Annotated in this window: 18 protein-coding genes and 1 riboswitch; of the genes, 5 read left to right on the top strand and 13 right to left on the bottom strand. The window is 70.7% G+C overall.

Features of this window, described 5'->3' with window-relative positions; all coding sequences use genetic code 11:
- Window positions 1-32: 32 nt before the first annotated feature.
- From IE325_RS34090 to IE325_RS34080, 3 genes are all read right to left on the bottom strand, one after another.
- Window positions 33-1,391: a C39 family peptidase gene (locus IE325_RS34090; protein WP_190073983.1), complete on the bottom strand. Its 1,359-nt coding sequence runs from the start codon at window positions 1,389-1,391 to the stop codon at window positions 33-35.
- Window positions 1,392-1,620: 229 nt separating this feature from the next.
- On the bottom strand, window positions 1,621-3,075 hold the full coding sequence (locus IE325_RS34085) for an amino acid permease (protein WP_373315267.1): 1,455 nt from the start codon (window positions 3,073-3,075) through the stop codon (window positions 1,621-1,623).
- Window positions 3,076-3,199: 124 nt separating this feature from the next.
- Window positions 3,200-4,153, bottom strand: a complete 954-nt coding sequence (locus IE325_RS34080; protein ID WP_190073981.1) for a hypothetical protein — start codon at window positions 4,151-4,153, stop codon at window positions 3,200-3,202.
- Between the two features lie 220 nt (window positions 4,154-4,373).
- Between IE325_RS34080 and IE325_RS34075 the strand changes: the two genes are divergently transcribed.
- Together IE325_RS34075 and IE325_RS34070 are read left to right on the top strand one after the other, a co-directional pair.
- The gene (locus tag IE325_RS34075) at window positions 4,374-5,027 is read left to right on the top strand and encodes a uridine kinase family protein (RefSeq protein WP_190073980.1); all 654 of its coding nucleotides are present in this window, start codon (window positions 4,374-4,376) and stop codon (window positions 5,025-5,027) included.
- A 428-nt stretch (window positions 5,028-5,455) separates the two neighbouring features.
- The gene (locus IE325_RS34070; RefSeq protein ID WP_190073979.1) at window positions 5,456-7,312 is read left to right on the top strand and encodes an AAA family ATPase; all 1,857 of its coding nucleotides are present in this window, start codon (window positions 5,456-5,458) and stop codon (window positions 7,310-7,312) included.
- A gap of 27 nt (window positions 7,313-7,339) precedes the next feature.
- Here IE325_RS34070 and IE325_RS34065 read toward each other — a convergent pair whose 3' ends face one another.
- The 9 genes from IE325_RS34065 to IE325_RS34025 all read right to left on the bottom strand — a co-directional run bounded on the left by IE325_RS34065 (window position 7,340) and on the right by IE325_RS34025 (window position 14,745).
- Entirely contained in the window at window positions 7,340-8,431 is a 1,092-nt protein-coding gene (locus tag IE325_RS34065) for a hemolysin family protein (protein ID WP_190073978.1), read from the bottom strand.
- A complete protein-coding gene (locus IE325_RS34060) occupies window positions 8,428-9,753 on the bottom strand; it encodes a hemolysin family protein (protein ID WP_190073977.1) in 1,326 nt (441 codons plus the stop codon). The genes IE325_RS34065 and IE325_RS34060 overlap by 4 nt, the downstream gene beginning before the upstream one ends.
- Window positions 9,754-9,956: 203 nt before the next feature.
- Window positions 9,957-10,412 (bottom strand): PH domain-containing protein, encoded by a 456-nt coding sequence (locus tag IE325_RS34055; RefSeq protein ID WP_190073976.1) that lies wholly within the window; start codon window positions 10,410-10,412, stop codon window positions 9,957-9,959.
- A gap of 10 nt (window positions 10,413-10,422) precedes the next feature.
- Entirely contained in the window at window positions 10,423-11,274 is an 852-nt protein-coding gene (hisG, locus tag IE325_RS34050) for an ATP phosphoribosyltransferase (RefSeq protein ID WP_190073975.1), read from the bottom strand.
- A 45-nt stretch (window positions 11,275-11,319) separates the two neighbouring features.
- Complete coding sequence (locus tag IE325_RS34045; protein ID WP_026249121.1) at window positions 11,320-11,592, bottom strand: phosphoribosyl-ATP diphosphatase; 273 nt, start codon at window positions 11,590-11,592, stop codon at window positions 11,320-11,322.
- Between the two features lie 34 nt (window positions 11,593-11,626).
- Window positions 11,627-12,112 (bottom strand): 6,7-dimethyl-8-ribityllumazine synthase, encoded by a 486-nt coding sequence (ribH, locus tag IE325_RS34040; protein WP_190073974.1) that lies wholly within the window; start codon window positions 12,110-12,112, stop codon window positions 11,627-11,629.
- Between the two features lie 25 nt (window positions 12,113-12,137).
- The gene (locus IE325_RS34035; RefSeq protein WP_190073973.1) at window positions 12,138-13,481 is read right to left on the bottom strand and encodes a bifunctional 3,4-dihydroxy-2-butanone-4-phosphate synthase/GTP cyclohydrolase II; all 1,344 of its coding nucleotides are present in this window, start codon (window positions 13,479-13,481) and stop codon (window positions 12,138-12,140) included.
- Entirely contained in the window at window positions 13,478-14,119 is a 642-nt protein-coding gene (locus IE325_RS34030) for a nicotinamide mononucleotide transporter family protein (protein WP_190073972.1), read from the bottom strand. The genes IE325_RS34035 and IE325_RS34030 overlap by 4 nt, the downstream gene beginning before the upstream one ends.
- Entirely contained in the window at window positions 14,116-14,745 is a 630-nt protein-coding gene (locus tag IE325_RS34025; protein ID WP_190073971.1) for a riboflavin synthase, read from the bottom strand. The genes IE325_RS34030 and IE325_RS34025 overlap by 4 nt, the downstream gene beginning before the upstream one ends.
- Before the next feature lie 153 nt (window positions 14,746-14,898).
- Window positions 14,899-15,029: riboswitch (FMN riboswitch) on the bottom strand.
- A 330-nt stretch (window positions 15,030-15,359) separates the two neighbouring features.
- Here IE325_RS34025 and IE325_RS34020 point away from each other — a divergent pair.
- Both IE325_RS34020 and IE325_RS34015 read left to right on the top strand, forming a co-directional pair.
- Window positions 15,360-16,250: an RNA polymerase sigma-70 factor gene (locus IE325_RS34020; RefSeq protein WP_190073970.1), complete on the top strand. Its 891-nt coding sequence runs from the start codon at window positions 15,360-15,362 to the stop codon at window positions 16,248-16,250.
- Between the two features lie 91 nt (window positions 16,251-16,341).
- A complete protein-coding gene (locus tag IE325_RS34015) occupies window positions 16,342-17,079 on the top strand; it encodes an SDR family oxidoreductase (RefSeq protein ID WP_190073969.1) in 738 nt (245 codons plus the stop codon).
- 185 nt (window positions 17,080-17,264) lie between these two features.
- Here IE325_RS34015 and IE325_RS34010 read toward each other — a convergent pair whose 3' ends face one another.
- Window positions 17,265-18,500, bottom strand: a complete 1,236-nt coding sequence (locus tag IE325_RS34010) for an ROK family transcriptional regulator (protein WP_190073968.1) — start codon at window positions 18,498-18,500, stop codon at window positions 17,265-17,267.
- A gap of 114 nt (window positions 18,501-18,614) precedes the next feature.
- Between IE325_RS34010 and IE325_RS34005 the strand changes: the two genes are divergently transcribed.
- Window positions 18,615-19,826 (top strand): MFS transporter, encoded by a 1,212-nt coding sequence (locus IE325_RS34005; protein ID WP_190073967.1) that lies wholly within the window; start codon window positions 18,615-18,617, stop codon window positions 19,824-19,826.
- Window positions 19,827-19,848 lie beyond the last annotated feature (22 nt).

Genomic DNA, 19,848 nt, shown 5'->3' with positions numbered 1-19,848 from the left:
ATCGGATACGGCCTTTGCGGCGGAGACGTTGCTCACAGGACCCCGACGGCCGCGAGGGCCGCGCGCTGGCGCGGGGTCGGACACGCCGGGAAGTAGAGGTAGCAGACGCCGCCGGTGCCGGAGACGACCTTGCCCTGGGCGTTGTACCGCTTGGTCCGCAGCCAGATGTTCTCCCATTCGCGCCGCTTGTAGACGCGCCGCACCGCCGTGTTGGTCGGCGAGTTCGGGTCGTTGGCGATCACATCGCCGTCGGCGGTGAAGCCGATCACCGTCATCAGGTGCCCGGCGGTGCCGTACCCGGCTCCGGTCAGCTCCTCCTTCAGGAAGGACTGGGACGTTATGGCCGGGAGCCCGGCCGCGATCAGCGTCTCCAGGTCGGTGAGCGAGCCGAGCCGGGTGATGACGCCCTGGAGGTCCGGGAAGGTCGCGGCGTAGGCGGCGTTGAACGGCCAGTTCCCGCAGCCGTCGTACTGGTAGTCGAAGCAGAAGCGCGCCGCATGGCAGACCTGCGGATCGGCGAAGGCCGGGTCGACCCAGGCCAGCTGCTCGGGGGTGAGCCGCGCCCCCCAGTACTCGACGATCATCTGCGAGGAGGTGGGGCTGCACCAGGCCTCGCCGCCGTTGTCGTACTCCGGGTACTGGCCGACGTGGGTCTCCTGCGAGTAGCGCGGGACGATCAGCTCGCGGGCGAGACCGGGGGTCGAGGCCGGGACGGTGAAGCGGTCGGGGACGTCGGAGCCCATCGCGCCGACCCGCCAGACCTTGGGGGTGAGGGTGGTGCCGGGCTTGCGGTGGAGGGTCAGGCGCAGTCGGTAGGAGGTGAGGCGCAGCCCGGTGGCCGGGTCGTCGATGGCGAAGGTGTCCGTCCAGATGCTGCTGCGGCCGTCGCTCTGGTCGTCGACGGAGGTCCGGCGGATGTCCTGGTCACCGGACGCCCAGCGGCCCAGCACGTACCAGGGGGTCTCGGTGCCGTCGGAGTAGATCCCGGCGAGCTCGATCTGGAGCCAGGTGCCCTCGGGGGTGTGCGCGTTCCAGGAGGCGATCGCCTCGGTCGCGGGGACGGCGAGCCGGTGGTCGGGGGAGGTCCAGGTCGCGTACTCCCAGGTGGCGGTCAGGCCGGTGTGCGGGTCCGTGTAGTCGGTGGTGCCGGCCGGCGTGGCGATCACGAGGCCGGGGCGCCTGCCCGCCACGGCACGGGTGCCGTTCGCCGTGCCGGAGCACCAGTCGCGGTACGTGGTCCAGGCGTGGTTGTCGACGGTGCGGGCCGGGATGTCGGCGGCGGACTCGGCCCCGTCACCGGCGGCGGCCGCCTGGCCCACGCCTCCTGCGACGGCCGCGGCGACCGCGGCGGCGATGACGCTTCTGCGCGACGGCTGTTCGGCTCTGCTCATGGGCGGAAGACCCCCAGGTGTCCGAGTCGGGCGGATCCTGTGCACGGCTGTTTGCCCACTATGGCTGCGGAGGGCAGTCACTGCCAGCACTTCGGCCTCTGGCGTGGCTACGAATATTGGTATCGACCACTGACACGGGCGAGGCCCGGCCCGCGCCCCAACCCCCTTACGAGCGGGGCGAGATGAGCGAGCCGGGCCCTCGTGCGTGCCGAGATCCGATGACGGATCGTCAGACCAGGTCCATCGCGGCGACCTCGTCGGGACGGCCGTAGCTGACCGGGCCGTGGAAGCGGCGGCGGGCGCTGGTGAACCACCACACCGTGGCCACGCCCAGGACGGCGGCCAGGGCGACCGGCGCGTAGTTGAACGAGTCGACGGTCACCGGCGAGGCCTGCGGCAGCATGAACAGCACGCTGCTGAGCACGATCCAGGTCACCGCGACGATCCCGACCGGCCTGCCCCAGCGGCCCAGATGCCAGGGGCCAGGCTGGAACTCGTCGCCGAGCCGCAGCCTGAGCAGGATCGGGACGGCGTAGGCCAGGAAGAGCCCCACGACATTGACGCTGACGATGGCCGTGAACGCGGTGTGCGACCACCAGCCGGGCACCACCAGCGTCAGCGAGCAGCCGACCGCCAGCCACACCGCCTTGACGGGCGTACGGGTGCGCGGTGAGACCGAGTGCCACCAGCGCGAACCCGGCATCGCGCCGTCCCGGGAGAAGGCGAAGATCTGCCGGGTGTTGCTGGTGAGATTGGCCAGGCCGCAGAAGAGCATCGCGCCGATCACGATCAGCAGCAGCACCTTCGCGGTGCCCACGCCGAGCCCGTCGATCAGGATCTGCACAGGTGGCGCGTTGGCGCCGGCCACCCGGTCGTAGTCACGAATGCTGTAGACCAATGCCAGCATCAGCAGCAGTCCCGCGATTGCCGAGTATCCGATCGCCCGGGTGATCCCCTTCGGCGCGTTCACGGTCGCGCGGACCGTTTCCTCGGACATGTGGAAGCTGCCGTCGAAGCCGGTGAAGGTCCAGCTGGTGACCAGCAGACCGAGCATCCCGCCGTAAAGGGCACTCGTGAAACCGGTGTTGTTCGCGAAATGCGTGACATACGAAGCCGGCTGATGGTGATCGGGAATCACGATCAAGGCGCTCACGATCACCACGATTCCGCTGAGCAGCCACCACACGGAGATCCGGTTCAGTACGGCGACCAGCTGCACCGTGTAGGTGTTGGCGAGGCCCTGCAGCACGATGATCAGGGCCGTGATCAGCACCGTGCGGTGGCCGCTCGCCTCGTACGAGGGCCACTGCAGGGCGATGAAGGCCTGGATGAAGGTCGCGGCGGCGTACCCGGTGGCGGCCGTGCCGCCGACCTGGCCCACGAAGTTCAGCCATCCGGTGTACCAGGACCAGGCACCCTTGTGGCGTTTGGCGAGTTTCCCGGCGGAGAAATACAGCGCACCGCTCGTCGGATAGGCCGAGGCGACCTCCGCCATCGCTGCTCCCACGAAGAGCACCATGATGGAGACGCCGATCCAGCCGAGGACGAGAATGCTCGGGCCGCCCGCGTTGAGACCGAATCCGAAGCCCGAGAAGATTCCCGAGATTATGTTGATGATGGTGAACGAGATGGCGAAATTGTCGAATGCCTGGAAGCGCCGCGTGAGTTTTCTCGGATAACCCATCGCATGCAGGGTGGCGTCGTCGTCGAGCGCGTTCGGATCCGCTCCCCCGTGCGCTCGGGAGCGCGATGGGGTTGTCCGTTGTGACACGGGCCGGACCTTTCTCTCGGTGGGGGGTGGTGGTCCGTCAGACGGCCGGCACGGGCAGTCCGCAGGCGCGGCGCGCCCTGGACAGCTGTTCGGCCGGATCGCCGAAGGCGGACCAGGGCATGCGCGAGGCGTAGGGGCCCATCGCCGTGAAGACGGCACGCGCCTGCGTCTCGCACCGGGCCATGACCAGGGCATGCGCGAGGTAGGCCAGGTCGAGGACCGGAGTGAAGGGGTAGTCGGCCGCCGCGGGCAGCCAGTCGTGGTGGATCTCCAGGGCGGTCGAGCGCCACTGCGGCTGCTCCCAGACGCGGTCGGCGAGCAGTTGGGTGGGGTCGTAGCACTCGACCAGGGCGACCAGCGGCAGCAGCCGCAGCGGTGAGTCGGCGGGGGCCCGCTGGCCGAGGAAGGCGGCGACGTCCCAGGCCGCCGTCACGGAGCCGCCGTAGCGGGGGAAGAAGGAGGCCAGGAAGCGGTGGTGGGCCTCGCGGTGCCAGGGGTCGAGCGAGAGGACGTGCGCGAACAGGCGCCAGGGGCCTGCCGGTGCGGTGAGCAGCCCGCGCGGCGCCTGGTCGCGCAGCCGGTGCAGCCGGGCCATGGCCAGCTTGGCCACCCAGGGCGTGGGGTCGGCCGCGTCCGCCGCCGTCGCCCGGTCGCAGGCGGCCAGCGCTATCCGCTCCAGCGCCTCGGTGCGCGGGTCACGCGCGTCGGCCGCGCGCAGCGCCCGCAGCACGGCCACCCGGGCCCACATCAGCGCGGCCTCGGGCCCTGGCTCCTCCGCCAGCCAGCGCTCGACGAGGTCGGAGTCGGCGGCCTCCGAGGCGAGCACCAGGGAGCGGTGGGCCCGCAGTCCGAAGCGACCGCGAGTTTCGGCCAGGGCGTCACGGGCGCTCAGATAACGCCCCGCCCGGACATCGACGCATACACTCGCCAGCACGCGGTCGTCGGCCGCCGGATGCCACACATACTGCCCTTCGAATAACCCAGCGGCCATGTGTCCCAGCCCATCCCCGTTACGTCATCCCACAGTTGTGCACCAGGCACACTACTCAGCACCGGCCTCAACCGGAACGTGGATTTCACCCTGGTGGCCGGAGTTTTTCGGCGGCATTGCGGACAACCGCCGGCTAGTTCAAAGCGACACCTTTTCCCTTCCGGCGCCGCATCCGCATCGGCATCCGCTTTCGCCCGCTACTAGAATGTTCCAACGAAATATGCCCACCCCCGCTTCTCTTTCAGGAAAAACGATTCACGCACTCGCCACCCGGCTCCGCCGCCTCCCGCCGTCCTGCGGCCCCGTCCGTCTGATCGGCGTCGACGGACACGCCGGCTCCGGAAAGTCCACCTTCGCCGGGCAGTTGGCCCGGGCACTGGACGACACCCCGGTGCTGCACCTCGACGACATCGCCAGCCATGACGAGCTGTTCGAGTGGACCGGCCGTCTGCTGACCCAGGTGATCGAACCGCTCGCCCGGGGCGAGGCCGCCCACTACACCCCCTACGACTGGCGGACCCTCCGCTTCGGACCGCCGCTCCCCATGCCGCCCGCCCCGGTGATCGTCGTCGAGGGCGTCGGCGCGGGCCGCCGGGCGCTGCGTCCGTATCTCGCCCGGCTGCTGTGGATGGAACTGCCGCACGAGGACTCCTGGGCCCGGGGACGCTCACGGGACGGGGAGGAGCAGCGGGAGTTCTGGGACGGATGGGTCGGGGCGGAGAGAAAACACTTCGCCGACGACCCTTCCCGGCCCTTCGCCGACCTCCTGGTTCGACAGGGCGACAAGGGATATGAGGTGATTCCCGGGCCTGCCGGGACAGTTGGACCGGACCAGTCCATCACACAGGGTGACGACCCATCGGCAATGTGCTGAACTTGTGAAGAGGCCTGTCGGTCAAGTTGCCGGAGTGCTTCAACTCGGCTTGACCCAAGGGCCGTACAGGACTTACGTTCTCAATGTGCGGTCAATCAAGACCGCCCGCAGACGCGAAGCCCCCGGTTGTTCCCCCGTGATCGGGGGCTTCGTTCTGCCCTCAGCGCGTTTTCCGGACGCCGAGAGCCGTGATTTGCTCACCCTCGGTCACCGACCGCTCTCCCCCGATCCGCTCCCACCTCGCCAAACGGCCGGTGCGGCACCCTGGGGCGGGCCATGCCCTCGCAGGTACGATGCCCTCGGTGCGACCTACGGACGGCTGCTCTGCGCACCGTTGCAACTCCGGTCCACGGTACGGCCGTTCGATCAATGTGGCCGACGGGCGGGCGGCCGGCCAACCGACGGGGGCACGGTTTGTGGGGGACGTGATGGACTTCGGCACGCAGGGCCCCGAGGCCCCGGCCGACCTCGCCTGGATGCGAGGTGTGGATGCCTACACGATGGGGGCCTATCCGCAGGCGGAGGAGGAGTTCCGCACCGCGGTACGGATCGATCCGGGCATGGCCGACGGCTGGCTCGGGCTGCACGCGCTGCGCGTGGACACGACGACCGCGCTGCTGCGGATGTTCCGGCACCGGGACCGCTTCGGGGAACAGCGCTCCCGGCATCGGCGCACGATCAACTCCTGGTACTGGCTGGGCTGGTGGGTGCAACCCGTCCTGGAGAGCCCACGCGATCTGCTCCTCGCCCACGCCTCGCACTGGCTGGACGGCAGGCATGTCCCCGAGCTGGACCGGGCACTCGCCGGACTCCCGCCCGTGGACACCGACCACCAGGTCCGCTTTCTGCACGCCTGCCGCGCCTATCTGGTCAAGGACTGGGAGCAGCTCGTACGGCACACCGACCCGCTGCTCGACGATCCGCTGCTCGGCATCGAGGCAGGACTGTTCGGCGGCATGGCTCGAGTCCGGCTGGAAACGTACGGTCAGGCCGAGCCGCTGCTGTCGGCCGCGCTGATGCGGTGCCGCAGCGAGCAGCCCCAGCGCAAGGAGCTGCGGTACTGGCTGGCCCGGGCGCACGAGGGCACGGGCCGCTCCGCCGCCGCCCTGCCGCTCTACCGCGCGGTGCACCGTGTCGACCCCGCCTTCATGGACACCTCGGCCCGGCTCGCGGCCATCGCCGAGGGCGACGGGTACGACGACCCCACCGACCTCGCGTCGATCACCCTCACCGGGTTCGGCGGCGACATGGCCGACGGGCTCGACCCGCTGTTCGGCACCGAGGGGCGGGATCTGAAGCTGTCCGACCCCGATCTGCCGCCGACCGGGCCGCTGCCGTCGGTGGTGGATCCGACGGTGCGGGAGAAGACGGCCGTGTCGTCGGTGCCGCTGCCCGCCGGGCCGACCGATCCTCAGTTACTCGAGGAGGCGCTCGCCGAGCTGGAGCGCATGGTGGGTCTTGAGCCCGTCAAACGCCAGGTCAAGGCGCTGTCCGCCCAGTTGAACATGGCGCGGCTGCGGGCCGGTCAGGGCCTGCCGGTGCAGCCGCCGAAACGGCACTTCGTCTTCTCCGGCCCCTCGGGCACCGGCAAGACCACGGTCGCCCGCATTCTGGGCCGCGTCTTCTACGCGCTGGGCCTGCTCGGCGGCGACCATCTCGTGGAGGCCCAGCGCGCCGATCTGGTCGGCGAGTATCTGGGCCAGACGGCCGTGAAGGCCAATGAGCTCATCGACTCCGCGCTCGGCGGGGTCCTCTTCGTGGACGAGGCCTACTCCCTGTCCAACACCGGCTACGGCAAGGGCGATGCCTACGGCGACGAGGCCCTTCAGGTGCTGCTGAAGCGGGCCGAGGACAACCGGGACCACCTGGTGGTGATCCTCGCCGGCTATCCCGAGGGCATGGACCGGCTGCTGGCCGCGAACCCCGGGCTCTCCTCACGCTTCACGAGCCGGGTCGACTTCCCCTCGTACCGCCCCCTCGAACTGACCTCGATCGGCGAGGTGCTCGCCGCCGAGAACGGCGACGTGTGGGACGAGGAGGCGCTGGACGAGCTGCGGTCGATCGCGGGGCATGTGGTCGACCAGGGGTGGATCGACGAGCTGGGCAACGGGCGGTTCCTGCGGACGCTGTACGAGAAGAGCTGCGCGTACCGCGATCTCCGGCTGACGACCTACCCGGGGGCGCTCACCAGGGACGACTTGTCGACACTTCGGCTGCCGGATCTGATGCAGGCGTACGGAGAGGTGCTGTCGGGGCGGGGGCCGCAGGATCCGTCGACGATGTGACGGATCCCGCGACGCCGTAGCCGTGGATCAGCCGGCCAGGGCCCCTTCCGGTTCCCCCGTGCTCATCCGCGGCCCCGTCACCCGCACCTCCGGCAGCTCGCGATGCGCCGGGTCACGTACCTCGCCCACCAGTAGTTCCAGTACGTCCTCCAGGGCGACGAGCCCCAGCACCCGCCCGGAGGCGTCGGCGACCTGGGCCAGATGGGTCGCGGCGCGGCGCATCACCGTCAGGGCGTCGTCCAGGGGGAGCTCGGAGCGCAGGGTCGTCATCGGGTGCCACAGCTGCTGCGGCACGGCCCGTTCCGACTCCTCCAGGTCCAGTACGTCCTTCACATGCAGATAGCCCATGAAGGCGCCGCCGTTCTCCGCCGCCACCGGGAAGCGGGAGTACCCGGTGCGGGCGGTGAGCGCGACGATCTGGCCGGGGGTGACCGAGGGGCTGACGGTGACCAGCGACTCGCGCTTCAGGAGCACGTCCGTCACCGGGCGCGAGCCCAGTTCCAGCGCGTCCCCGAGGCGCTCGAGCTCCTCCGGGTCGAGCAGGCCGGCCTGGCCGGAGTCCTCGACGAGCCGGTTGAGCTGCTCGCTGGTGAACACCGCCTCGACCTCGTCCTTCGGCTCAACGCGGAACAGCCGCAGGATGGCCTGGGCGACGGCGCCGAGGGCCACGGTGATCGGCCGGCAGAAGCGGGCGAAGTAGACCAGCCCCGGGCTGAGCCACAGCGCGACCTTCTCCGGCGCCGCCATCGCGAGGTTCTTCGGCAGCATCTCGCCGATGACGAGATGGAAGAAGACCACCGCGGCGAGGGCGATGACATAGGTGAGCGGGTGGATCATGCCGCTCGGCAGATGGACCCACTCGAACACCGGCTCCAGCAGATGCGCCACCGTCGGCTCGGCGACCGCGCCGAGCGTCAGGGAGCAGACGGTGATCCCGAACTGGGCCGCCGCCATCATCTGCGGCAGCCGCTCCAGGCCGTACAGGACCTGGCGGGCGCGTGCCGTGCCGAGTGGTTCGATCTGGCTGCGGCGGACCGAGACCAGGGCGAACTCGGCGCCGACGAAGAAGCCGTTGGCGAGCACGAGCAGCGCGGCGAAGAGGAGTTGGAGCACGCTCATCGGGCGACCTCCACCACGACACCGGTCCGCACCAGACGGACCCGCTCGGCGCGGTAGTGGCCGACCCGGCGCACCGACAGCCGCCAGCCCGGCAGCTCCGCCTTGTCACCGACGGCCGGGATGCGGCCGAGCAGGTCGGCGACGAGTCCGGCGACCGTCTCGTACGGCCCCTCGGGCACGTCGAGTCCTATGCGCTGGAGGATGTCGACCCGGCAGCTGCCGTCGGCGTCCCAGGCGGGGCGTCCGTCCTCCGGCGGGGCGGCGGCGAGTTCCGGGAGGTCCTGGCCGTCGTGCTCGTCGCGGACCTCGCCGACGATCTCCTCGACGATGTCCTCCAGGGTCACCACTCCCGCGGTGCCGCCGTACTCGTCGACGACGACGGCGATGGGCTGCTCGCTGCGCAGCTGGGCGAGGAGGGGCTGGACCGGCAGGGTCTCCGGGACGAGGAGCGCCGGGCGGGCGATGGCGCCGACCGGGGTGCGCAGCCGCTCACCCGAACGGACCGCCAGCGCGTCCTTCAGATGGACCATGCCGACGATCTCGTCGATCTTCTCCCGGTACACCGGGAATCGGGACAGACCGGTCGCTCGGGTGAGGTTCACCACATCCTCGGCCGTGGCCGACGACTGGAGGGCGCTGACCTTCACCCGCGGCGTCATGACGTGCTGCGCGGTCAGCTCGGCGAGCGACAGGGTCCGTACGAACAGGTCCGCGGTGTCCTGTTCCAGGGCGCCGGCCTGGGCGGAGTGCCGGGCCAGGGAGACGAGTTCGCCGGGGGTGCGGGCGGAGGCCAGCTCCTCGGCGGGCTCTATGCCGAGCGACCGGACGAGCCGGTTGGCCACGGCGTTCAGTGCGGCGATCACCGGGCGGAACAGCCGGGCGAAGACATGCTGCGGGCCGGCGACGAAGCGCGCGACCTGCATCGGCCGGGACACCGCCCAGTTCTTGGGCACGAGCTCGCCGATCACCATCTGCACGGCCGAGGCCAGCAGCATGCCGGTGACCACGGCCACCCCGGACACCGCGCCCTCGGGTATGCCGATCGCGGTGAACGGGCCGTCCAGCAGCTGGGCGAGCGCCGGTTCGGCGAGCATGCCGACGACGAGGGAGGTGATGGTGATGCCGAGCTGGGTGCCGGAGAGCTGGAAGGACAGTTCCTTGAGCGACTCGGCGACCCGTCGGGCCCGTCGGTCGCCCTCCGCGGCGGCCTTCTCGGCGTCCGTCGCCTCGACCGTGACCAGGCCGAACTCGGCGGCCACGAAGAAGCCGTTGGCGAGAATCAGGAGGAACGCGGCTGCGAGAAGCAGCAGGGGGATGCTCATGACGCGGCCGCCCCGGTATGTCGGGAGGGGGCGGCGCAGGTACTACAGGACGATCCGTCCATCGCTGGAGGGAATCACTCCTCGGGTAGCAGGGGGCCTCTGAAGACCGGTCGGAACATCAGTGGCGGAGGCGTCACGAAAAACGCCTCCGCCAACAGATTAATCAAGACATCGCGATTTACGGCAGGGTGAACGCCGCCGAGTCAGCCCTCATGGTCCTCGGGCTGCTTGACGCCATGCGTCTCGGCGAGCGCCCGCAGGGCACGTGCGTCGGCGATGGCGTGCTGCTTGGCGATGCCCGGCTGGATGCCGAGCGCGGGCAGGCTGGTGCCGTCGCTGAGGTTGAGGAACACCCAGGGGTCGCCCGGACGGAGGTTCACCTGGACGATCTCGGCCCAGTCGAGGCGGCGCCTGGTGGCGATGTTCACCACGGTGACGCCGGCCTCGTCGGCGACGACCTTCACACGGGCCAGCATCGCCAGTACGCCGAACATGAGCGCGCCGGTGAGGATGAAGCTGAGGCGCTCTCCGGGGCCGAGCTTCTCCAGGAGCAGTGCGACGGCCGTGATGACCACGAAGATCGCGACGCCCGCGGTGAGCAGGACGGCGCGGGTGCGGCTCGGCCGGAAGGTGACGGGAAGGGCAGGCAGTTCGGACATCTCTGGCTCTCTACAGGCGGCAGGCGTGGATGGCCGTGGTCAGGATGGCCCGGGCGCCGATGTCGTAGAGGTCGTCCATGATGCGCTGGGCCTCCTTGGCCGGGACCATGGCTCGGACGGCGACCCAGCCCTCGTTGTGCAGCGGGGAGACGGTCGGCGACTCCAGGCCCGGGGTGAGGGCGACGGCCTTCTCCAGCTGCTCGACGCGGCAGTCGTAGTCCATCATCACGTAGGTCCGGGCGACCAGGACGCCCTGGAGGCGGCGCAGGAACTGCTGCACCTTGGGGTCCTCGCCGTCCGCGCCGACGCGGCGGATGACGACGGCCTCGGACTTCATGATCGGCTCGCCGACGACCTCCAGACCGGCGTTGCGCAGCGAGGTGCCGGTCTCGACGACGTCCGCGATGACCTGGGCGACACCGAGCTGGATGGCGGTCTCGACGGCGCCGTCGAGGTGGACGACGGAGGCGTCGATGCCGTGGTCGGAGAGGTGCTTGGCGACGATGCCCTCGTAGGAGGTGGCGACCGTCTTGCCCTTGAGGTCCGCCAGGTCGCCGCCGACGGTGCCGGGCTTGGTGGCGAAGCGGAAGGTGGAGCGGGCGAAGCCGAGCGGCAGGATCTCCTCGGCGTCCGCGTCGGAGTCGATCAGCAGATCGCGGCCGGTGATGCCGATGTCGAGCTGGCCGGAGGCGACGTAGATGGCGATGTCGCGGGGGCGGAGGTAGAAGAACTCCACGTCGTTGCCCGGGTCGACGATCCGCAGTTCCTTGGACTCGCGCCGCTGCTGGTAGCCGGCCTCATGCAGCATCTCCGCCGCAGGGCCGGACAGGGAACCCTTGTTGGGGACGGCGATGCGCAGCATGAGGTCGGCTTCCTTTGCTCTGAGGGGTTTGTTGCGGCGAGTGGCTTACAGGTGGGCGTACACGTCGTCCAGGGAGATACCGCGGGCGACCATCATCACCTGGACGTGGTACAGCAGCTGCGAGATCTCCTCGGCGGCGGCTTCCTTGCCCTCGTACTCGGCGGCCATCCAGACCTCTGCGGCCTCCTCGACGACCTTCTTGCCGATGGCATGAACGCCCTTGCCGACGAGTTCGGCGGTACGGGAGGTGGCGGGATCGCCGGTGGCGGCCTTGTGCTGGAGCTCGGTGAAGAGCTCCTCGAACGTCTTCTTGGACATGGTGACGCTCAGCCTATGCCACATACGCCCTTCGTCAGTGCCACGGTTCAGATACTGAGCGGAGGGTCGCCGCCGTGGCCACGGCGGCCGTCACCGCCTCGTGCCCCTTGTCCTCGTTGGAGCCCTCGATGCCGGCCCGGTCCAGGGCCTGCTCCTCGGTGTCACAGGTCAGCACGCCGAAGCCGATGGGGACGCCGGTCTCGACGGAGACCTGGGTGAGGCCCTGGGTCACGCCCTGGCAGACGAACTCGAAGTGCGGGGTGCCACCGCGGATGACGACGCCGAGGGCCACGATCGCGTCGTAGCCGCGGCCCGCGAGGACCTTGGCGACGACCGGGAGCTCCCAGCTGCCGGGGACCCGCAGCAGGGTCGGCTCGTCGATGCCCAGGTCGTGCAGGGCGCGCAGCGCGCCGTCCACCAGTCCGTCCATCACCTTCTCGTGCCACTGTGCCGCGATGACCGCGACCCTCAGGTCGCCCACATTGCGTACGGACAGCTCCGGTGCGCCCTTGCCGCTCACGTTCTTGAGTCTCCTCGGTGTGCTGTTACTGGTTGGTGCAGGTGGACAGGGGGGCCGTGGCCTCGGGGGCCGTGTCCAGCCAGGGCAGGTCGTGGCCCATCCGGTCCCGCTTGGTCCGCAGGTACGTCAGGTTGTGCTCGCCCGCCTGTACGGGCATCGGCTCCCGCTCGGTGACCTTGAGTCCATGGCCGATCAGGGCGTCGGACTTGTCGGGGTTGTTGGTCAGCAGGCGCACGCTGTGCACGCCGAGGTCGGCGAGGATCCGGGCGCCGGCGCCGTAGTCGCGGGCGTCGGCGGGCAGGCCGAGTTCGAGGTTGGCGTCGAGGGTGTCCCGGCCGCGCTCCTGGAGTTCGTAGGCGCGCAGCTTGGACATCAGGCCGATGCCGCGGCCCTCGTGTCCGCGCAGATAGACGACGACTCCGCGGCCCTCGTCCTGGATGCGCTCCAGGGCGGCCTCCAGCTGGGGGCCGCAGTCGCAGCGCAGGGAGTGGAAGACGTCGCCGGTGAGGCACTCGGAGTGGATGCGGACCACGACGTCCTCGCCGTCGCCGATCTCGCCGTGGACGAGGGCGACGTGCTCGACGCCGTCGACGGTGGAGCGGTAGCCGTACGCCGTGAAGGCGCCGTGGGCGGTGGGGAGATGGACCTCGGCCTCGCGGCGGATCGTGGGCCGGTCCGGGACCGGCTCCCGCCGTACGGGCTCCGGGTGCTCGGCGTCGCGCAGGTAGGTGATCAGGTCCTCGATGGAGATGATCGTCAGGCCGTGCTTGCGGGCGAACGGGATCAGCTCGGGCAGCCGCAGCATCTCGCCGTCCTCGCCGGCGATCTCGACGATGGCGCCGGCCGGGCGCAGGCCCGCGAGCCTGGCGAGGTCGACGGCGGCCTCGGTGTGGCCGTTGCGCACGAGGACACCGCCGGGGCGGGCGCGCAGCGGGAAGATGTGGCCGGGGCGGACGAGGTCCGACGGCTCCGCCTTGCCGCTCGCGAGGAGCTGGAGCGTGGTCGAGCGGTCCGAGGCCGAGATGCCGGTGGTCACGCCGTGCGCGCCCGAGGCGTCCACGGAGACGGTGAACGCGGTCTTCATCGACTCGGTGTTGTCCTGGACCATCTGCGGGAGCTCCAGCCGCTCCAGCTCGTCCGGCTCCATGGGGGCGCAGATCAGGCCGCGGCACTCGCTCATCATGAAGGCGACGATCTCGGGCGTCGCGTGCTCGGCGGCGATGACGAGGTCGCCCTCGTTCTCCCGGTCCTCGTCGTCGACGACCACGATCGGGCGGCCGGCCGCGATGTCGGCGATGGCCTGCGCGATCGGGTCGAGGGTGAGGTCCTCGACGTCCTCGGTGCGGTACAGGGTCGGTGCCGTGGTCATGCCGGCGCTCCTTCCAGGACGGGCCGCGCGTTCTCGCGGGAGCGCAGCCACCAATCGCGCATGCCCCACAGGACGAGTGCGCCGTAGATGACGTAGACGAAGCCGGAGAAGGCGTAGCCGTTGGCGAAGTTCAGGGGGACGCCGACCAGGTCGACGAGGAGCCAGGCGAACCAGAACTCGACCATGCCGCGTGCCTGGGCGTACATGGCGACGATGGTGCCGACGAATATGTAGGCGTCGGGCCAGGGGTCCCAGGACAGGGTCGGGTACGCCTTGAAGAGCAGCGCGACCGCTACGGTGCCGGCGGCGGCCGCGGCGACCATGGCCCCGCGCTCGCGCCAGGTGGCGAACCGGACGCTGATGTGGCCGTCCTCCGTCTGCCCCTTGCCGCGCTGCCACTGCCACCAGCCGTAGAGGGCGACCAGCATGACGACGGCCTGCTTGCCCGCGCTGCCGGTCAGATGGCCGAAGAAGGCGCCGAAGAGGATCAGTCCGGCGAGGAACTGCACGGGCCAGGTCCATATGGAGCGCCGCCAGCCGAGGGCGAGGGCGGCGAGGCCGAAGAGGTTGCCGATCATGTCCGACCAGAGGATGTGCTGGCCGAACAGGACGAACGCCTCGGAGTTCAGCGAGTTCACTTCGCCGTCGCTCCTTCGGAGGAGGCCCGGCCGAAGGCACGGTCGCCCAGCATCCGCTCGACGTACTTGGCGATGACGTCGACCTCGAGGTTGACCGGGTCGCCGGGCTGCTTGAGGCCGAGCGTGGTCAGGGCGAGGGTGGTGGGGATCAGGCTGACGGTGAAGTAGTCGGGGCCCGCGTCGACGACGGTGAGGCTGATGCCGTCGACGGTGATGGAGCCCTTCTCGACCACGTACCGCGAGAGGTCCGCGGGGAGGGAGATCTTCACGATCTCCCAGTTCTCGGAGGGCTTGCGCTCCAGCACCTCGGCGGTGCCGTCGACGTGTCCCTGCACGATGTGGCCGCCGAGGCGCTCGCCCACGGCCATGGGGCGTTCGAGGTTGACGCGGGAGCCCACGGCGAGGACGCCCAGGCTTGAGCGGTCGAGGGTCTCCGCCATGACGTCGGCGGTGAATTCGTCGCCTTCGTGGTCGACGACCGTCAGGCACACGCCGTTGACGGCGATGGAGTCGCCGTGCTTGGCGCCGTCGGTGACGACGGGGCCGCGCAGTCGGAAGCGACAGGCGTCGTCGAGGGTCTCGACGGCGGTGATCTCGCCCAGCTCTTCGACGATTCCGGTGAACACTTCCCGGGTCCTCCTGCCACATCGGGGCACGGACTCCGGGGCTGTCGATGACGACAGAATGTACGAGCGGGGACACCGGGGGCGACGCCGGACGGGACTCGTCCCTCAGGACGAGACCGGATACGGCGGCGCGCATACATGGATGCCCGCCCGCCGCGCACTGCCTCCCATCCGGACTTTAACCGTCGGTCCAGGAATTTCACCTGGTCAACCGGTCGCTGGAGGCGACCGGGTCGCGGACTGTAACCGCCGGTTCGGACTTTCACCGACCCCGGAGTGCGCTGCTTCTGGTACACGGCCAGTGTGCCACGCCCGATCGGTGTCCATACGGGCGAAGGGTGTGGGGTGGCTCACAGGCTGTGTCGCTGGACTTCCGCAGCCGCTCCCCATCCGTCGATCATGAAGCCAACTCCGTTGTATGGAAACGCCATTGAGATTGGTCCATACCTATTGACGCTGTGGTCTAGTCCTTTCTAAGGTGCGGGAACCTCCTGGTCCTCGACCCCCTCTTCCAGTCGAGCCCTCCGCAGACGGCCCGGCGGCGGTGACGACGGCCCTTGCCCGCCGCCGGGTCTCCCAACTCGGGCCAACTGCCGTTCTGGCAGGCTGAGGACATGACGACCGCGAGCGCCGAGGAGTTCGAGACCCACCGCCCCCGGCTGTTCGGTCTCGCCTATCGCATGCTGGGCTCGGCCGAGGAGGCCGAGGACACCGTCCAGGACGCCTATCTGCGCTTCAGCGACATCGACCGCGATCGCATCGAGCATCCGGCGGCCTGGCTCGCCAAGGTCGTCACCAACCTCTGTCTGACCCGGCTGACCTCGGCGCGGGCCCGGCGCGAGCAGTACGTCGGGCCCTGGCTGCCGGAGCCGGTCATCACCTCGGACGGCACGCTCGGGCCGCTGGAGTCCGCCGAGCAGCGGGACGCGGTGTCCCTGGCGATGCTGGTGCTGCTGGAGCGTCTGACGCCGACCGAGCGGGCCGTGTACGTGCTGCGGGAGGCGTTCGCCTACGGCCACCGGGAGATCGCCGAGGCGCTGGAGCTGACCGAGGCCAACTGCCGTCAGCTCTACCGGCGTGCGGTGCGGCGGGTCGAGGAGCGGGAGGCGCGGTTCGAGTCGACTCCGGAGCGGCAGGAGGAACTGGTCAGGTCGTTCCTCATGGCGGCTCGCGACGGTGATCTCGGCGGGCTGGAGAAGCTGCTGGCGGCCGACGTCGTCTGGTTCAGCGACGGTGGGGGCAAGGTCAGGGCGGCGCTGCGGCCGATCGAAGGCCGGGAGAAGGTGTTCCGCTTCCTCGCGGGTGCGTCGCGGACGTTCCTGACCGGCGTGGACTTCACCGTCGTCGAGTCCAACGGGTCGACCGCGGTGGCCGCGTGGGCGGGGGACGAGTTGCTGTCGGTGGTGGCGTTCGAGCTGCGGGACGGGCTGATCACGCAGGCGTGGGCCGTGGTGAACCCGGAAAAGCTGGCCTTCGTCCGCCGTCAGCTCGCGCGGGTGGCGTAGCGGGCTGTCACATTTCGCGTGGGGTACTCGGTCCCAGCTGACGAGGCGCGCTCCGAACGGGAGCGTCGGCGTCCGAAGGGACTGAACAACGATGACCACGATCCTGGTGACCGGCGGCACCGGCACACTCGGCCGGCTCGTCACCGAACGGCTGCGCGCGGACGGGCACGAGGTGCGGGCACTGAGCCGGCACGCCCAGCCGTACGCCGTCGATCTGCGCAAGGGCGGTCCCGCTCTGGACGCCGCGTTGGCGGGCGTGGACACGGTCGTGCACTGCGCGACCTCGACGAACGGCGGGGACGAGGAGGCGGCGCGGAATCTGATCTCCGCGGCGCGTGCGGCCGGGGTACGGCACCTGGTCTACATCTCGATCGTCGGCGTCGACCGCGTCCCGCTCGGCTACTACAAGGCCAAGCTCGCCGTGGAGCGGCAGGTGGAGGAGTCGGGGCTGGACTGGACCGTGCTGCGGGCGACCCAGTTCCACGATCTGGTCGCGCGGGTGCTGGGTGCCATGTCCCGACTACCGATCGTCCTTCTCCCGGCCGGCGTCAAGGACCAGCCCATCGAGGTGGCCGAGGTCGCGGACCGCCTCGCCGAACTGGCCGTGGCGGCTCCGGCCGGGCGGGTGGAGGACCTGGGCGGCCCCGAGGTCCGCACGTTCGACTCCTTGGCCCGCGCCTACCTCAAGGCCACGGGCCGCAAGCGGCTCGTGGTGCGGGTGCCGTTGTGGGGGAAGGCGTATCAGGGGTTCCGCTCGGGCGGGCACCTGGCGGTGGAGCGTGCGGTGGGGAAGGGGACGTTCGAGGAGTATTTGGGGCGGCGGGTCTGACTGGCCCTGGGCGTCACCCTGCCGGGGCACGGGCTGGGGACTGCGGGTTTCGCGGAGCGCTAAGCCGCAGGCGCGGTTCGCGGAGCGCTAGGCCGCGGACAGCAGCCTGCGGCCTGCGGAGCGCGGGGTCGCTGACCTGCGCACTGCGGGCTGCGCACTGCGAGCCAACAGCCGCACCCCGCAGGTCAGCGGTCCGGTGGTGCGAACAGTTCGTCCTGTGCCGCGTCGCGTGCCGTCAGCAGCGCTCCGCGCAGGACGGCTCCGCCGCCCAGGCCGCTGGGCCGTACGACGGTCGTGAGGGGCGACATCCGTCGGATCCGCTCCTCCACCCGCGCGGCGAGCACCTCTCCCCCGGCCTGTCCCACCTCGCCGCCGAGGACCACACAGCCGGGGTCGAGGATGGCGACGACGGAGGCGACGCCGATGGCGAGCCGGTCGGCGAGGGTGGCGAGGAAACGGTCGGCGGCGGCCTGCGTGCCGCGCTCCGGCAGGCCGGCGGCGGCCTCCTGGTTTCCGGCCACCAGCGCGACGGCCTTCCCCACCACCCCCGCGGCGAGCGGCTCGGGCGCTGACTCGTCCTCGACCGGCAGGCCGAACGACCTCGCCAGTTCCACGATCCCCGCCGAGCCGGCCAGCGAGTGGAATCCGCCCTCGCAGTCCACCGCCGACGGCAGCCCCGTCGTCCCGGGCACCGGCAGGAAGCCGATCTCGCCGGTGCCGCCGGAGGCGCCGCGGCGCAGGGCGCCGTCGAGGACGACGGCCGCGCCGGTGCCGTGGCCGAGCCAGAGGAGGACGAAGGTGTCGCGGTCGGCGGCCACTCCGTCGCGCTGTTCCGCGAGGGCCGCGAGGTTGGTCTCGTTCTCGACGCTGACGCGGGCCTCGGGGAGCCGTTCCTGGAGGGCCGCGACGAGGCTGCGGTGCCATTCGGGCAGGCCGGTGGAGTCGCGCAGTTCGCCGGTCGCCGGGTCGATGAGGCCGGGGGCGCCTATGCCCACCGTATGGAGCCGGTCCGCCCCGGCCTCCTTCACGACCCGCTCCACCAGCGCCACCGCCTGCTCAACGGCGGGCCCCGTCCCGGTGTCGCCGCCGATCGGCACCGATGCCTCGGCGAGCACCGCCCCGACCAGGTCGGACACGACCACCGAGACGCCTTCGGTACGGACGTCGAGGGCCGCCAGCTGGGCGCGGTCGGCGACGATGCCGTACAGCTTGGCGTTCGGCCCGCGCCGCTGCTCGCCGGCCTCGCCGACGACCGCGATCAGGCCGGCGGCCGTGAGGCGTTCGACGAGGTCGGCGACGGTCGGCCGGGACAGGCCGGTCAGCTGCTTCAACTGCCCTGCCGTCAGCGGGCCCTCCTGCTGGAGCAGTCGCAGGGCGAGCCGGTCGTTGATGGCCCGGGCGGTGCTCGGGGATGCGGGCATGCCGGGATCCTTCCAGATCGGCGGACGGCCGGAGAGTGACTCTATCTATCAGGCAGGGTTCCTGATAATTTACGCCAGGTCCAGGAACAACCGAAGACCGGGAGGGGTCACACAATGGGTGGGATGGTCTACGACCTGCGCGAAGTGAGGCGGGCCCGGTATGCCGTGGCCGCCGTCTTCGCCGTGCACGGCGCCGTCACCGGCTCGTTCGCGACGCGCGTGCCGTGGATCCAGGACCATGCCGGGGTCAGTGCCGGGCAGTTGGGGCTGGCGCTCGCCTTCCCGGCGCTCGGCGCGTCCGTGGCGATGCCGCTCGCGGGCAGCATCACCCACCGGTTCGGCGCCCGGAACGCCCTGCGCGGACTGATCGCCCTGTGGACGCTCGCGCTGATCCTGCCTTCCCTCGCCCCCAATCTGCTGACGCTGTGTCTGGCACTGTTCGTGTACGGCGCCACGGCGGGCATGGCGGACGTGGCGATGAACGCGCTCGGCGTCGAGGTCGAGACCCGGCTCGGACGTTCGATCATGTCGGGCCTGCACGGCATGTGGAGCGCGGGCGCCCTGGTCGGCTCGGCGGCCGGCACACTCGCCGCCCACCTCGGCTCGGACGCCCGGCTGCACCACGCCCTCGCGGCGGTGACGCTCACGCTGCTCGGTGTGGCGGCGTGCCAGTGGGTGCTGGACCTCCAGCCCGCCGAGGACGAGGAGCCGCCGCCCCGGTTCGCGCTGCCGCCCAAGTCGGCGCTGCTCATCGGCGCGGTCGGGTTCTGCGCGGTGTTCGCGGAGGGCGCGAGCCTGGACTGGTCGGCCGTCTATCTGCGGGACCAGCTGGACACCTCGGCGGGGCTTGCGGCCGCCTGCACGACCGGGTTCACGCTCACCATGGCGGTCGCCCGGCTCGTCGGCGACCGGGTGGTGGACCGCTACGGCTCCGTACGCACGGTCCGGTTCAGCGGTGTCCTCGCCACGCTCGGCGGACTGCTCATCATCGTGTCGGACCGGCCGGCCCTGGCGATGGCCGGGTTCGCGCTGCTGGGGCTCGGCATCGCGGTCGTCGTGCCGCTGTGCTTCGCGGCGGCGGGCCGCAGCGGCCCCAACCCCTCACTGGCCATCGCGGGCGTCGCGACGATCACCTACACCTCCGGGCTCATCGCCCCGAGCGCGATCGGCGGGATCGCCCAGGCGACCAGCCTGATGGTGTCGTTCTGCCTGGTCACGGTCCTGTCCTTCGGAATCGTGGCGTTCGCACGCGTCCTGCGCGCCGGTGACCGTGAGCGCCCGAAGGTCAGTCGGCCGGATGCGGCGGTTCCCGACCCGCGGCCCTGAGGCCAGGAGGGCGGTTGGCCAA

The sequence above is a fragment of the Streptomyces lanatus genome (genome assembly GCF_014655715.1).
GTDB lineage: Bacteria > Actinomycetota > Actinomycetes > Streptomycetales > Streptomycetaceae > Streptomyces > Streptomyces lanatus.
Note: the sequence above shows the minus strand (reverse complement) of the source record. Positions and strands in the feature narration are given on the sequence as shown.

Excerpts from the sequence above, each read along its gene's own strand:
- IE325_RS34070 (WP_190073979.1), top strand. The coding sequence starts at position 5,456 with ATGGACTTCGGCACGCAGGGCCCCGAGGCCCCGGCCGACCTCGCCTGG.
- IE325_RS34015 (WP_190073969.1), top strand. The coding sequence starts at position 16,342 with ATGACCACGATCCTGGTGACCGGCGGCACCGGCACACTCGGCCGGCTC.
- IE325_RS34075 (WP_190073980.1), top strand. The coding sequence starts at position 4,374 with ATGCCCACCCCCGCTTCTCTTTCAGGAAAAACGATTCACGCACTCGCC.
- IE325_RS34010 (WP_190073968.1), bottom strand. The coding sequence starts at position 18,500 with ATGCCCGCATCCCCGAGCACCGCCCGGGCCATCAACGACCGGCTCGCC.
- IE325_RS34085 (WP_373315267.1), bottom strand. The coding sequence starts at position 3,075 with ATGGGTTATCCGAGAAAACTCACGCGGCGCTTCCAGGCATTCGACAAT.
- IE325_RS34065 (WP_190073978.1), bottom strand. The coding sequence starts at position 8,431 with ATGAGCGTGCTCCAACTCCTCTTCGCCGCGCTGCTCGTGCTCGCCAAC.
- IE325_RS34035 (WP_190073973.1), bottom strand. The coding sequence starts at position 13,481 with ATGACCACGGCACCGACCCTGTACCGCACCGAGGACGTCGAGGACCTC.
- IE325_RS34080 (WP_190073981.1), bottom strand. The coding sequence starts at position 4,153 with ATGGCCGCTGGGTTATTCGAAGGGCAGTATGTGTGGCATCCGGCGGCC.
- IE325_RS34005 (WP_190073967.1), top strand. The coding sequence starts at position 18,615 with ATGGGTGGGATGGTCTACGACCTGCGCGAAGTGAGGCGGGCCCGGTAT.
- hisG (WP_190073975.1), bottom strand. The coding sequence starts at position 11,274 with ATGCTGCGCATCGCCGTCCCCAACAAGGGTTCCCTGTCCGGCCCTGCG.
- IE325_RS34045 (WP_026249121.1), bottom strand. The coding sequence starts at position 11,592 with ATGTCCAAGAAGACGTTCGAGGAGCTCTTCACCGAGCTCCAGCACAAG.
- IE325_RS34090 (WP_190073983.1), bottom strand. The coding sequence starts at position 1,391 with ATGAGCAGAGCCGAACAGCCGTCGCGCAGAAGCGTCATCGCCGCCGCG.
- IE325_RS34060 (WP_190073977.1), bottom strand. The coding sequence starts at position 9,753 with ATGAGCATCCCCCTGCTGCTTCTCGCAGCCGCGTTCCTCCTGATTCTC.
- IE325_RS34020 (WP_190073970.1), top strand. The coding sequence starts at position 15,360 with ATGACGACCGCGAGCGCCGAGGAGTTCGAGACCCACCGCCCCCGGCTG.
- IE325_RS34055 (WP_190073976.1), bottom strand. The coding sequence starts at position 10,412 with ATGTCCGAACTGCCTGCCCTTCCCGTCACCTTCCGGCCGAGCCGCACC.